Consider the following 14224-nt stretch of genomic DNA (forward strand, 5'->3'; position numbering starts at 1 on the left):
CCATGTCCCACGGTGGTTAGAATAGGTAATGTTCCGGTTCGAAACTCATGCCAGAGACAGGCTCTGTGTGATCGGTGCGCGTGAGCCAGCTGGCATAGCCCAACTGGTGGCTGCCATTCAGCGTGGCCTCCGGCATTTCGTCGGCGCGAAGAATCAGTTGTACGTCCCAGGCAAACTCGTAGCCTGTAAAATTTCTGACCCACTCACACAGCACCGGAAGATCCTCACCCCAGGGACTAAAACGCATGTATTGCGCAAGCGTCAGGGGACCGAGCGTGAGCCGGAATTTATGCTGGCAATCTTGTACGGTTTCGCCCAGAACAGCCCCATCGCCAAGTTGTAAAGCGCCACCAGGCTGGCCGAGTTGAGTTGTCTCATCGGGCGCAAAACGGATCCACTGCGGGGTAAATTCATCTAGCGTGACGGGTATATCAAAATAGTAGTGCAACGCCCCCGTGAGCCCTTCAGGATTCCGTGCTTCGCGGATCAAATGCGCAGAAGAAGCCAGGCGGGCGTGAACGGGAAGTAATGAATGGCCGAGTTCAGCCGTATCCAGGCCCACCAGGCTGGCAATATAAAACGAGAAAGACTCATCGTCTTTTCTGTCCAGAGAGGCCGTATCCTGAGAAATAAACCATGACCGCCAGAAAAGAGACAGCGCTCGGTGATGAAAAATATCAATAAAATCAGTGAGTGTTTGATCGTTATGCTGTTCAGTACGGGACCATGCCAGCTCTGACAGGTGTAAAGGCATGGCACCTTGAGGGCCCCAAACTCCCAGACCAAAAAGCTGAACTGTCAGCCTGTCACTGTTAACGTCAAGACTGGCTATTTCGCGCGGAGAGAAGGCCATCTGCGCGGTTTGACCGAGTCGATAACACTCTTGAGACGGGCGCTGCGCGGTTCCTGGGACCGGTAGTGCTTGCTTGCGGGCGCTGAGTGCACGCATGAGCCCCAGGAAGCCGCTATCCCATGGGGTATCCTCATGACACCAACTGGCGAGAATTTCCGGCAAAGCAGATGTTTCCCTCATAAGGCCCCTCTGCGTCCTGGACGCGGCAGCCAGCGGCCAATGACGCCGCGCTGAATGGTGCGTAATTCTGTCTCGGTAAACACGTTAATGGAGGCGTGACGGGCAAGATAGTTCTCCAGTATCAGCCCAAAGAGATAGGGGCTGACACCAGAAAAATTCTCCTCATCGACGGTTAGCGTACATTTGACGCCACGGCCATACATCAACAACCCGTTCCCCGGTAAACGGCGCACCACCGGGACGGTTTCGCACCCGACAAGCCCGCTAATTTGGGACAGCGCTTCGTGATCGGTGTTATCGACAAAAAGTTCCAGCATTTGACGAAAGGCTTCCCCTCCGGCGACATGCTCACGATCTGAAAGGGGCTGATAGTTGAAATTAAGCTGACGGATCAACCGCCAGGCCGATTCACTGGCGACAAATGGCGCACGCGGTGAACTGGGTGGTGAAATAAACCTCGCGCCATGTACAGGCGCAGCGTCGGAGATCGTCAGATCGTACTGCCCGGTTCGTGAGATCAGGCGTGGCAAATCGCGATTTGTCACCATTGCTTCCACCGACAAGTAGCGAATATCGTCGCTGAAAGGAGCTTCCTGCTGATCGACGAGTGACAGGAAAACCTCTGTCCCGTTATAGAGCGTCTGGGAGTGATACTTTCGTTGATGCTGGTGGTTACCCGAACGCTGCCTGCGCGTCAAAGAGAAGTAGCGCCCAAAGTTACCGCGATCGCTATGACGAGTCTGGAAAAGAGGGTTGAAAGTGACTTCCTTATTATGTTCCGCCTGTTGACCTGTTACGCGGGTGATGGCGTGAATCTCATAATCAAGGGGGCGGCTGCGGTCAGGAACAATGTGCAGTTCGTTGCTGTTGCGTTTGACTTCGAGCTTATCAACCCGCTTTGGGAACAGATTAATAACCGGAGTGCAATAAAGCTGAAAACGCTCGACATCGATATGTCCCGCCAGATCCTGCGGTATCTGGTTCAGCAAAATAATGATTTCAAGTTCACGGGTGTTGTTGTTCTTTATGCCCGCTGAAAGATGATTCAGAGTAAAGAAATAGAATCGCTGGCGGCAGGCGAAGTATTCGTGCACCAGATTATGGCCATGGAAAATGTTCCAGTTAACGGGAAGCAGGCTTTTCTCGACTGACATACCATCGAACAGCAGCGCATCCCGATGAATAACAGTATCTTTCCAACCCTCATCAGTAGCATGACGCAAAATTGTTGCCTGATGGCCGCTGTGCAAAAGTTCAAACAGACGTGACACGATCCGCTCGTCGCCACTGAGATAGATGGGTAATGAAGTCAGATCTGCCAGTTCTGAAAAAGTCATTCCTTCCTGAATCTGCAGTCGCAAACGTAATGTCCCTTTAAGTACATTCAGATCTATCTGGTGACTTTCCAGATTGGGCAAATCAGGGGGGAGGGAGGTCATTCTGGCATCACTAATAGTGAGTGGCCATAAGCGGACAGACTGACCACTGCGAAATTCACAGCGGGTGGACTCTCCAGGGAAGATCGATGTAAAGAAAGCACTATTTTTCGGTATTTCGTATCCCAGGGTCAGATCGCCTTCCTTGAGATTGGGGCGTAACTGCACTACGCCAATTGAAGGCGTCGGGGCATTATAATTAGGATAAATCACATCCAGTAATCGTTGCGTAAATGCCGGGAATTCAGCATCCAGTTTTAGCTGCGTTCTTGCAGCAATAAAACTAAAGGATTCAATTAAACGCTCAACAAAAGGATCAGCAACATCAATACCATGAATACCCAAGCGACTGGCTATTTTGGGATGTTTTTCCGCAAACTCACCTGCCATTTCACGCATGAAAGTGAGTTCTCTATTATAATAGTCAAGAAACTTATGTTCCACTGATGTTATACCCTGGACCGCTACGGTGACTGTTTGATTTATGAAAATATATTAATCGAATCTGTAAGTGATGGTGCTTATTTTAGTCTATTATTGGACTTTATTTTAATTGACTTGTTAGCCATAATAAATTCTCCCTTCCTTCTGTCTCAAACTTCTTCACCTCAAGCTTGATAATAACAAAAGAAACAACAAATACGATGCCGGTATAATTGTAACTACACATTTCATTTTTGATTTATCACTGTTATTCAGTGGGTTATGTTTTTTTTCTTCTCATTTTTTAAGATGAATCTTTGGGCAAATGTCTTATTGTTGAGTGAGGTGATTAAAATATCTGTGTATTCATAATCAACTCTTGTTTAATAAGCGCATTGAAAAAGGGAAGTGGTCTTGGCGTCAGAATTACATGAGCCAGTACCAGCTGTAGGTATAAGAAGGAAATAAAATTTGGCCATCGCAAGGAAGAACCTTTTTAGCAAGCTGAATAATACTCTATTTCGTAGCATTGAAAGCGCAACGACGCTTTGTAAGTTACGAGGTAACCCATATGTTGAATTAGTGCACTGGTTTAATCAGCTGTGGTCGCAGGAAACTGACAATGATTTTAAAATCATTGTACGGCAATTCGAAGTAGATGTTGCTCAACTTGAGCGAGATCTGGAGCGAGCAATGTCTCGGTTGCCGACGGGTGCAAGTAGTATTGCTGATTTTTCATATTGCATTGAACTGGCAATCGAGCGTGCCTGGGTATATTCCAGCCTCGAATGTGCGGCAACAGGTATTCGTAGCGGACATCTGCTGATTGCCATGCTGACCACGATGGAATTACGTCGCGAATTGTTGGCCATGATCCCAGGGCTGGATCGCATTGCCTTGGATCATCTGACCAACGATATGCAATTCATTCTGCGCAACTCCAGCGAATCGCTGGATGCAGACGACTTTACCCGCTCCGATGCATTACCCGGAGAGGCTAGCGGATCGGTCTCAACATCAGGTGGCGCAAGTCTTGCACAATATGCCACTGATCTTACTGCGCTGGCACGGGAAGGCAAAATCGACCCAGTGATTGGACGTAGCCAGGAGATTAGCACAATGGTGGATATTCTCCTGCGTCGGCGGCAGAACAATCCACTGTTGACCGGTGAGGCGGGCGTTGGCAAGACAGCGGTAGTAGAAGGACTTGCGCTGGCGATAGCCAGCGGCGAAGTCCCACCAGCTTTATCTCAGGTTCGTCTGCTGACGCTCGACGTGGTAGCACTGTCGGCCGGGGCCAGTATGAAAGGTGAATTTGAAGCGCGATTGAAGGCCGTATTGGATGAGGCGATGTCATCTGTTGCCCCGGTCGTACTGTTCATCGATGAAGTGCACGTCCTGGTGGGCGCAGGCGGTGCAGCAGGGACCGGTGATGCAGCTAATTTGCTTAAGCCAGCACTGGCTCGAGGAAAATTGCGCACCATTGGCGCAACGACCTGGAGCGAGTTTAAGCGACACATCGAAAAAGATCCGGCGTTGACGCGCCGTTTCCAGGTATTGCAGATCGATGAGCCAGGCGAGGCTACTGCGGTATCTATGCTACGTGGACTGGTGCCAACACTGGAAGCACACCATGGCGTGTGGATCATGGATGAAGCGCTGACAACTGCGGTTCGTCTGTCGCATCGTTACATTCCCGCTCGCCAGTTACCTGACAAGGCAATTGGCCTACTTGATACTGCCTGTGCAAGAGTATCGACCGCACAAAATATGCAGCCGGTGGAACTCCAGCTGCTGAAAGCCGAAATTAACGATATCCAGGCAGAGCGGGAAAGGATTGAAAAAGCACAGCATTATGGCAAAGAAACGTTACGGTCAGATGAAGATCTGGACGCAAAACTCGCAAGCCTTGCTGAAAAACAAGAGGCACTTTGCCAGCGCTGGGAGCAGGAAAAACTCTGCGTGGAAGCGATTCTGGCCCAACGCCAGCGCCTCGACGAACCCGGTGAACAAGTTGAATCCGGTGCTGATGCCAACCGTGAGACATTGCAGCAGTTGGAAAATTCTTTGCGCGACATTCGCGGCAAAACGCCTCTGGTTCAGGCAGAAGTGAATGCCGATGTAGTGGCATCAATTGTTTCTGACTGGACGGGCATCCCGACCGGACAGATGCTTGAGGATGACTATAAAGCCGTGGCAGAGCTTCCCCAGCGTCTGCAAGAGCGGGTTATCGGTCAGTCTCATGCGCTTCAGCAGATTGCGGAACGGATCCTGGTATCCCGTGCTGGTCTCGGGAACCCGAACAAGCCAGTAGGTGTTTTTATGTTGGTGGGAACATCGGGTATCGGTAAAACGGAAACTGCGCTGGCCTTGGCTGAAATCCTCTATGGTGGTGAGCAGAATCTGATCACGATTAATATGAGCGAGTATCAAGAGGCCCACACGGTTTCATCACTCAAGGGCGCGCCTCCTGGATATGTGGGATATGGTGAAGGCGGTGTACTGACAGAGGCCGTTCGCCGTAAACCTTACAGTGTTATTTTGCTGGATGAAATTGAAAAAGCGCATCCTGATATCCATGAGATTTTTTTCCAGGTATTTGATAAAGGCTGGATGGAGGATGGTGAAGGTCGCTATATTGATTTTAAAAATACCACGTTGCTAATGACTAGCAATGCGGGCAGTGAGTTAATTACTCAATTGTATATCGACCCAGAGACCGCACCCGAAAGTGAAGGGCTACTGGAGTTGCTAGAGCCGGAATTGCTCAAAACATTCCCTCCTGCATTTTTGGGACGTTTGGAAATTATTCCATATTTGCCTCTACAGCAGGAGACACTCCAGGCGATAGTGCGTTTACAACTTGAAAAAATATCTCAACGCCTCTACGAGCATTATCGTATTGAAATGAAATATGAAGAGTCATTGCTGGATGTTATTATTTCTCAGTGTGCCGTTGCGCAAACGGGGGCCCGTGCGCTTATTCAGGTGGTTGAGAAAAGTATCATGCCGGAGATGGGACGATATGTTTTATCACACAAGAAAGACCATGATGGGCAGGTGCTGTATTTAAACAGTGATGCTGAAGGTAAATTCAGCGTGACGTTTTAACCGGTGAGTCTGTTTGCTTTTCATATATTATGATGGGCAAATAAATTCAAAATGGCTTTAATAAGTAACCACAATAATTAGTAATGTGATAATATCTAAGGAATAGAAATGTCTAAATTAAAAACGACGGCATGCGCAATCGCGCTTTCAATGATCTCTGCATACACATTTGCGGGTGATTCTGCGGTGACACAAGGGACGGTAACATTTAATGGTAAACTGATCGCTGAAACGTGCAGCATCGTATCGGGTGATGAAGAGAAGCAGGTGACTTTGCCAACGCTGTCTGTCCAGTCATTGGTAAAAGCCGGTGACGAGGCTGGAACCACGCGTTTTAGTCTTACTGCGGAAGATTGCCCAGCGACTATTACCCAGGTTGCTGCACACTTTGAAGCGATAAATAGTACTGGGTTCGATGCAACGACTCAGAACCTGACTAACAGCGCAACGACTAATGCTGCTAAGAATGTTGAGGTTCGTCTGTATGATACTGATGCCAGTACCCAATTGCCATTAGGGACAACCGGTTCCTTCTTCCCTGTTGATTCAACGACCCAAAAAGCGACCATGACTTATGTTGGCGGTTATTACGCGACCGGTGCGACGGCAGCAGGTGATGTCACAGCACAAGTACAATATACGCTGGCGTACAAATAATATTCCGACAGGCTGTTGGCTAGCCTTCAGCCTGTCGTTTTTTTCAATAAGGTGTGCTCATGTCTTTAATTAAAAAATTTCTTTTATTGTCAGCTTTATTAAGTGCATCCACGACCAGTATGGCCGGTGTAACTATTGCAGGTACACGCATTGTTTTTCCCGGTAATGAACGGGAAGTGAGTGTCAGAACTAACAATAAAGGGAAGTTGCCTGCTTTAGTGCAGGTGTGGATTGATGACGGAAAAGCCAATGAAGATATTAATCGTGTAAAAACCCCCTTTATTATCACTCCTCCTGTGTACCGTGTTGAGCCGGGTAAAGGGCAAAGCCTGCGATTAATCTATACCGGGATGTCTTTGCCGCAGGACCGGGAGTCATTATTTTGGTTTAACCTTTTGGAAATTCCACCTGTATCAAAAGATGCTGATAAAAGCAAAAACCATCTTGAACTGGCATTTCGTACACGAATTAAACTTTTCTGGCGTCCGGATACGCTTAAAGAGAACAGCGTGGATACGTTTAAACGTCTGAAATGGGATATCGCTCGCGACAGTAAAAAAGGAACTGGAATTCGCATCACTAACCCAACCGGATATTTCTTTTCTTTTGATACCGGCACATTCACGCAGGATGGAAAGAAATACGAGATGAATATGGATATGGTTGCCCCTGGGGCTACGGAAACTTGGTATGCCAATAATGGCAGTGCGGCAACCGGTAGTGTCACTCAGATTACCGTAAAACTATTGAATGATTATGGCTCTCCGGTTGAAAAGACTCTGATAAATCAGGCTGGTAAAGGGTACACCGAAAAAGTATCTGAATAACCCGTTCATTATATCAAGAAGGAAATGAATTTCTGTTTTACACAGAAATTTCAATGAGCGCACAGGGCTTCCGATTTAAGGATAAAAAGTGAAACTCGTAAAAGATATAACGCCAAAGAAGATGTTGAGTGTCCCTGTCAGGACGCTGGCGTCCCTGACTTGTGTTCTGCTGATGATCCCCAAGGTTTGGGCACAGCAAACCGAAAGTGCCAGTGGAGAATCTTCAAATGTTGAACAGATGGACTTTGATCCTAGCTTCATTCATGGCCCGGGCATCAACGTTTCGCAGTTCCGCGAGGGTAACCCTGTTTCTCCCGGCGTTCATTCGCTGAATGTGGTCGTTAATGGCGAAATGCGTGGACGTCACGATATCCGCTTCGTATCTGTGGAAGGAAAAACCAATGCAGAGCCCAGTTTTACACACGAAGAGTTAACCCAGCTGGGAATTAAACTCGGAGAAGGGGTGACTCTGGATGCAGGAAAGTCCTATCGACTAAACGAGCTGATTAAAGGCAGTCAGAGCTATTACAACAGCGGTGACTTTGAGCTGAGCATCAGTGTTCCGCAAGTCAATCAGGTTGTCTATCCGCGCGGATATGTCGATCCTGCGCGTTGGGTAGAAGGGAACACAGCAGGTTTCCTGGATTACAACGCGAACGTCTATGCCCTGTCGACTGGACCGGATAATGGTGACGATCGCAGCGATGATTACACCAGCAACATTGGTTTACTTGCCGGGTTCAACATGGCTGGCTGGCGATTACGTCACCGCTCGAACAGTGGCTGGTCGAAAGACGATCACCATTTGCATACCGACAGCCTGGCGACTTACGCAGCAACGGATATCACTCCTCTGAAAAGTCAGTTGACTTTGGGGGACAGTAATACCTCTGGTAATCTTTTCGACAGTTTTAATCTGCGCGGGGCGCAGTTGCAGTCTGATGACAGAATGCTGCCGGAAGGGTTACGCAATTACTCTCCGATTGTTCGCGGTACGGCTGAAACCAACGCCAAAGTCACTATTACTCAGCATGGTATGACCGTCTATCAGACAGTCGTCCCTCCGGGCCCCTTTGAGTTAACCGACATCGGTGCAATGGGGTATGGCGGCGACCTGCAGATGACGATTACTGAAGCAGACGGGTCTACGCGCATCAGTAATATTCCTTTTTCAGCACCACCGATGCTGCTGCATAAAGGCGTCAGAAATTTCGATCTGGCTGTAGGCGAAATGAATGATGACTCTTTGAAAGAGAAACCTAAGCTTGCACAGTTAATCATGCGATATGGTATTGGCAATAATTATACCATCTACAGCGGATCGCAGGTTTCGGAGCACTACCACGCGATGTCGATTGGTAATGCGATCAACACTGTTCTCGGTGGCGTATCGTTTGACCTGATTCGTGCCTGGGCAGAAGTCGAGGACGGCAAAGAATCAAGCGGCAATAGTTATAGTGTCGCCTTTACGAAATTTATGGCCGAAACGGCGACCAACTTTACGATGGCGGCATATCGTTATTCCAGCAAAGGGTACTACTCACTGCGCGATGCGAGTATTGCGCGTGATGGGCGTACGAACGACGATTATGACGTTGATTACCGGACCAAGTCGCGAGTTACGGCAAGTGTCTCTCAGACGTTATGGGATAACAGCACGCTGAGTTTGACCGGCAGTCTGTATTCCTACTGGAGTGATGATTCTACGGCGAAGCAATACTCAGTGACCTGGTCGAAAACGCTACGCTATTTCTCGCTAGCGCTGACCGCGATGCGTACCAGTGATGAAGACGGAGATTATGAAAACTCTGTTATGGCGTCGATTAACGTGCCGCTCAGTAGTGGAATCAATAGCAAACCACTGTTCAGTTCGCTCTATTCGACCTACAGCCACTCAAATCCGAAGAGCGATCGCTTCCAGCTCAATGCTAACGGAAGCCAGGGTGAGCAGAGCGAGTTGACCTACGGCGTGGGAACATCGCTGGAAAAAGCGTATGACGATGATTCTCGTGAATCGGTGTCGGGCAACATGAACTACCGCGGCCAGTTGGGTCAGTTTGGCATGACAGCAGGCGTTGATAACAGTGGCTCATCGCGTCAGCTATCTCTTTCCGCGAGCGGCAGCGTTGCTGCTCACAAAGGAGGGATTACCCTGGGTCCTTCAGTCGGGGATTCGCCTTTCGCCATTGTCGGCGCACCGGGTGCGACCGGAGCAAAAGTATTTAACGGTGAGGGAGCTAAAATCGATCGTCGTGGTTACGCGATTATGCCTTCGCTAACGCCATATCGTGAAAATAGCGTCGCACTTGATTATAAAACAGTACCCGATAGTGTTGACGTCATGGAGAGCCAGCGCACTGTCATCCCACGCGATGGTGCGATTATCGCTGTAGATATGAAGACCATTGAGGGTGTACCTATGGTTCTGACTATCCGTGATGAGAAAGGCGAATTTATTCCGGCAGGAAGTGAGTTATTGGATGATAAAGGCGTCAGTCAGGGAATGACGGGCCAGGGGGGTATGGCATTTGTACGCGGATGGGATCCGGCTTCCGGCAATCTGTGGGTGGTTGCAGGAAAAGATAAATGCCGTGTTACCCCTCGGGTGAATAACCAGAATAAAGTTAACGCCAGTCAGAAAAATAACATCGTGCAAATGGAGGCGACATGTTATCGCAATTAATGAGCCAAATATTTCAGGCGCGAAAAACAAACGCGATGGCGTTACTTTTAGTATCACCCTTGACGTTAGCTCAGCCTTGCGGAACTCAGGATAGTTGTAAGGTTGATGTTGAGTTTAAGGGTAATTATCTGGAAAAGACCTGTGAGCTAAGTATTAACAATGGAACGGAGAATGAAACGGTTTCTTTACCGGTAATTTCGACGAACACGTTAGATCATGATGGCGCGGAAGCAGGAAGCCAGCTCTTTGCGATAACGTTAAAAGATTGCCCGACAAATAAAGCGATATCACTTTATTTTGCCAGCACTTCCGTCGGTGTTGATACATTAACCAGCAATCTGTTAAATACCACCGGGTCTGAATATAGTCAGAATGTGGAAGTCCGTTTACGGAACAGCGGTCAGCAGCAAATGATTATCAACGATCCTGCCAGTAGTCAAAGTTATGATGTGAGCGTCGTTGGTGATGTCACGCACCAGTTTATTGCCAGTTATTATGCAGCCGGAAGCTCAAAGGTAAGTGCAGGATTGCTGAATACCTCTGCTGCAATTGTTGTGAATTATAAATAAGATAGTTTGGATATATTTAACTAATAAGTATTCCCCCGGCTATTGCCATGCGCTGAATGGCTGGGGGAGTATTGATTGGACAAAATATATTTTTTTGTTCGATAAAAAATAATATTATTTCAGCGCAATTCTATTATATAAAGGGTCTCCATGGCTGTGAGTAAAAGCAATTCGCAAAAATTCATTGCGAGAAATCGCGCGCCCCGCGTGCAAATTGAATACGACGTGGAAATTTATGGCAGTGAAAAAAAGGTCGAATTACCTTTTGTGATGGGCGTATTGGCTGATCTTTCCGGTAAACCGCTCGATCCACTGCCACCGGTGGCTGACCGTAAATTCCTGGATATTGATATCGATAATTTTGACGAACGCATGAAAGGCATGAAACCACGTGTCGCTTTTGCAGTGCCAAATACGTTAACCGGTGAAGGTCAACTAATGGTCGATATCACTTTCGAAAGTATGGACGATTTCTCGCCGGATGAGATCGCTCGTAAGGTGGATTCATTATCGCAGCTGCTGGAAGCGCGTACTCAGCTGGCTAACCTGCAAACCTATATGGATGGTAAGGCTGGCGCAGAAGAGTTGGTAATGAAACTGCTAAAAGATAAAGCGCTGCTGAATACGCTGGCTGCGTCACCAAAAGCAAAAACCGGGTTCGCTGAAGCTCAGCCCGAAGACTGATTAGAGACGAAGGAAAGATTATGTCCGTGATGGATGCGCAACGCGAAAAATCATCGAAATCGACGGCGGAATACAGCGATTTCAATGTACTTTTAGCGAAAGAGTTTAAGCCTAAAACTGAGCAGACCCGTGCGGCAGTCGAAGGTGCGGTAAAGACGCTGGCCGAACAGGCACTGAGTAATACTCTGACGATTTCCGATGATGCCTATAAAGCCATCGAATCGATCATTGCTGAAATTGATCAAAAGCTCTCCGGGCAGATTAACCTGATCCTGCATCATCAGGAATTTCAGGCGCTTGAAAGTGCATGGCGCGGTTTACAGTATCTGGTGTACAACACCGAAACTGACGAAAAACTGAAGCTGCGCTTTATGGATATGTCCAAGGACGAACTGCGTCGCAGCATGAAGCGATACAAAGGCATCGCCTGGGATCAAAGTCCGCTGTTCAAGAAAATCTACGAAGAAGAGTATGGTCAACTCGGTGGTGAGCCTTATGGTTGCCTGGTGGCAGATTACTTCTTCGATCACACCGCGCCGGACGTTGATTTGCTGGCATCGATTGGCAAAATCGCCGCCTCTGCGCATGTGCCGTTTATCTCTGGTGCGTCTCCGGCTGTGCTGCAGATGGAGTCCTGGCAAGAGCTGTCAAATCCACGCGATTTGACCAAAATCTTTACCCAAAACCTGGAATATGCCGCCTGGAACTCCCTGCGCCAGGGTGAGGATTCACGCTACATTGGCCTGGCGATGCCACGTTTTCTGGCGCGCCTGCCTTATGGTATTCGTACCAATCCAGTGGATGCTTTCCATTTTGAAGAGACCACTGACGGGGCGGATCACAGCAAGTACGTCTGGTCTAACGCCGCCTATGCGATGGCAGTGAATATCAACCGCTCTTTCAAAGAGTACGGCTGGTGTACGTTGATTCGAGGCGTCGAGAGTGGCGGTGTCGTGGAAGGTTTACCGAGCCACACCTTCCCGACTGATGACGGCGGCGTGGATATGAAGTGCCCGACTGAAATTGCTATTTCAGACCGCCGTGAAGCAGAACTGGCGAAGAATGGTTTTATCCCGCTGGTTCACCGTAAAAATACCGATTATGCGGCGTTTATTGGTGCTCAATCGCTGCAAAAACCAGCGGAATACTACGATGCAGATGCGACAGCAAACGCCAATCTTTCTGCTCGTTTGCCGTATCTGTTCGCCTGCTCGCGCTTTGCTCACTATCTGAAGTGTATCGTTCGCGACAAGATCGGCACTTTCAAAGAGCGTGATGAAATGCAGCGTTGGCTGAATGACTGGGTGATGAACTATGTCGATGGTGACCCGGCTAACTCGACTCTTGAAACGAAAGCTCGCCGTCCGCTGGCGGCTGCGGAAGTGGTCGTAGAAGATGTCGAAGGTAATCCAGGCTACTACCAGGCTAAATTCTTCCTGCGTCCACATTTCCAGCTGGAAGGTTTAACGGTCTCTTTACGTATGGTTGCCAAATTACCATCCGTGAAAGAAGGTGCCTGATAAAGAATTTTTTCTGAATAATGCCAAAGAAGGCGGAAATTTAGAAAGAGTGTAAGTGATGAAAATCATTACAAAAGGGAAAGTACTTTCTTAACAGAAAGTATACGTATAGTTGTTATTAAAATTTAGTGCTGGAGAAAATGTTATGGCACAGGATATGTTTATTAAGATTGAAGGTATCGAGGGTGAGTCTCCGGATGCCGTGCATAAAAATGAAATTCAGGTTCTTTCATGGAACTGGGATGTAGCACAGCATTCTAATATGCACAGTGGTTCTGGTGGTGGTTCCGGTCGCGCATCTGTGGACGATTTTACATTTGTCCACTATACCGACAAAGCTAGCCCAAATTTATTGAGCTATTGCTTGACCGGTAAACACATTAAGAATATCCAGTTCGTTGTGCGTAAAGCCGGCGGCGATCCGCTGGAATATCTGACAATTAAATTTGTCGACGCTATTATCACCAAGGTGCAAATGGCTGGCTCTCTGGAAGATGAAACTCGTCCACGTGAAGTGGTTTCATTCTCCTTCACCAAAATGACTCAGGACTACGTGACCCAGAATGCGGAAGGTCATAAGTCTGGTGTTATTTCTGCTACTTATGATGTGAAAGCTAACCTGCACGGTTAATTATTAGCATGAAGACCGAAGGCTTACTCTTTGAGTAAGCCTTCATTTGCAAAGGTTATCGCGCAATATTTTTCTGTAAGCAGGCAAAGTATTGCGGATATCTTTTATTTTTACAGGGCTGTTTTGTGAATCGACGTAGAATAATACATTACACACAACTGTTATTTATGATGTTAGTGCTGTCATCGTGCAGTACTGATAATCAACATGTCACGGGTGAGAAAAACATCAAGCTGACGATAAATGCAGGAAAGAAAAGTAACCCCGATACTCACGGGCGAGCGGCCCCTGTCGAATTATTTATCTATGCCCTGACTGCAGACGATAATTTCACGAGCAGCGATTATTTTACGATTGTAAAGGGTAATAACCCAGAGCTTAAATCGGATATCACGCAACGCAGACAGATTATCCTGAAGCCAGGAACGTCGAGAACCATGGATTTAACCACTGAGAAAGAGGTGAGATATCTGGCGGTGGTAGCGGCGTTTCGCAATATTAACGATGCGCAATGGAATGCGCTATATGCCTTGCCGAAACAAAAGCAGAAACCATGGTATCGACGCATTCTTCCCAGCTCAGATGAGCCGCTGAACGTTGTGGTTTCCGTTGACCAATTATCTGTTTCCATTATTGAAGAAGTGAATTGA

Annotated in this window: 11 protein-coding genes; 9 read left to right on the forward strand and 2 right to left on the reverse strand. The window is 47.8% G+C overall.

What is annotated here, in order from left to right; genetic code table 11:
• Positions 1-16: 16 nt before the first annotated feature.
• Together tssG and tssF are read right to left on the reverse strand one after the other, a co-directional pair.
• Complete coding sequence (gene tssG, locus SOM82_RS09610) at positions 17-1033, reverse strand: type VI secretion system baseplate subunit TssG (protein WP_320459405.1); 1017 nt, start codon at positions 1031-1033, stop codon at positions 17-19.
• Positions 1030-2913, reverse strand: a complete 1884-nt coding sequence (gene tssF / locus SOM82_RS09615; RefSeq protein WP_320459406.1) for a type VI secretion system baseplate subunit TssF — start codon at positions 2911-2913, stop codon at positions 1030-1032. The genes tssG and tssF overlap by 4 nt, the downstream gene beginning before the upstream one ends.
• Positions 2914-3363: 450 nt before the next feature.
• Between tssF and tssH the strand changes: the two genes are divergently transcribed.
• The 9 genes from tssH (at position 3364) to tssJ (ending at position 14224) form a co-directional block, all read left to right on the forward strand.
• Complete coding sequence (gene tssH / locus SOM82_RS09620; protein WP_320459407.1) at positions 3364-6003, forward strand: type VI secretion system ATPase TssH; 2640 nt, start codon at positions 3364-3366, stop codon at positions 6001-6003.
• Between the two features lie 108 nt (positions 6004-6111).
• A complete protein-coding gene (locus SOM82_RS09625) occupies positions 6112-6660 on the forward strand; it encodes a fimbrial protein (protein ID WP_320459408.1) in 549 nt (182 codons plus the stop codon).
• A gap of 59 nt (positions 6661-6719) precedes the next feature.
• A complete protein-coding gene (locus tag SOM82_RS09630; protein ID WP_320459409.1) occupies positions 6720-7487 on the forward strand; it encodes a fimbria/pilus periplasmic chaperone in 768 nt (255 codons plus the stop codon).
• An 88-nt stretch (positions 7488-7575) separates the two neighbouring features.
• A complete protein-coding gene (locus tag SOM82_RS09635; RefSeq protein ID WP_320459410.1) occupies positions 7576-10170 on the forward strand; it encodes a fimbria/pilus outer membrane usher protein in 2595 nt (864 codons plus the stop codon).
• Positions 10155-10739 (forward strand): fimbrial protein, encoded by a 585-nt coding sequence (locus SOM82_RS09640; protein WP_320459411.1) that lies wholly within the window; start codon positions 10155-10157, stop codon positions 10737-10739. The genes SOM82_RS09635 and SOM82_RS09640 overlap by 16 nt, the downstream gene beginning before the upstream one ends.
• A 150-nt stretch (positions 10740-10889) precedes the next feature.
• Entirely contained in the window at positions 10890-11423 is a 534-nt protein-coding gene (gene tssB / locus SOM82_RS09645; protein WP_154125354.1) for a type VI secretion system contractile sheath small subunit, read from the forward strand.
• A 29-nt stretch (positions 11424-11452) separates the two neighbouring features.
• Complete coding sequence (gene tssC, locus SOM82_RS09650; RefSeq protein ID WP_414672105.1) at positions 11453-12943, forward strand: type VI secretion system contractile sheath large subunit; 1491 nt, start codon at positions 11453-11455, stop codon at positions 12941-12943.
• 145 nt (positions 12944-13088) lie between these two features.
• Positions 13089-13574 carry an Hcp family type VI secretion system effector gene (locus SOM82_RS09655; RefSeq protein WP_154125356.1) on the forward strand — a complete coding sequence of 162 codons (486 nt, stop codon included), beginning with the start codon at positions 13089-13091 and terminating at the stop codon, positions 13572-13574.
• A 125-nt stretch (positions 13575-13699) separates the two neighbouring features.
• Complete coding sequence (gene tssJ / locus SOM82_RS09660) at positions 13700-14224, forward strand: type VI secretion system lipoprotein TssJ (protein WP_154125357.1); 525 nt, start codon at positions 13700-13702, stop codon at positions 14222-14224.

It is taken from the genome of Lelliottia sp. CFBP8978 (genome assembly GCF_034046055.2).
Classification (GTDB): Bacteria; Pseudomonadota; Gammaproteobacteria; order Enterobacterales; family Enterobacteriaceae; genus Enterobacter.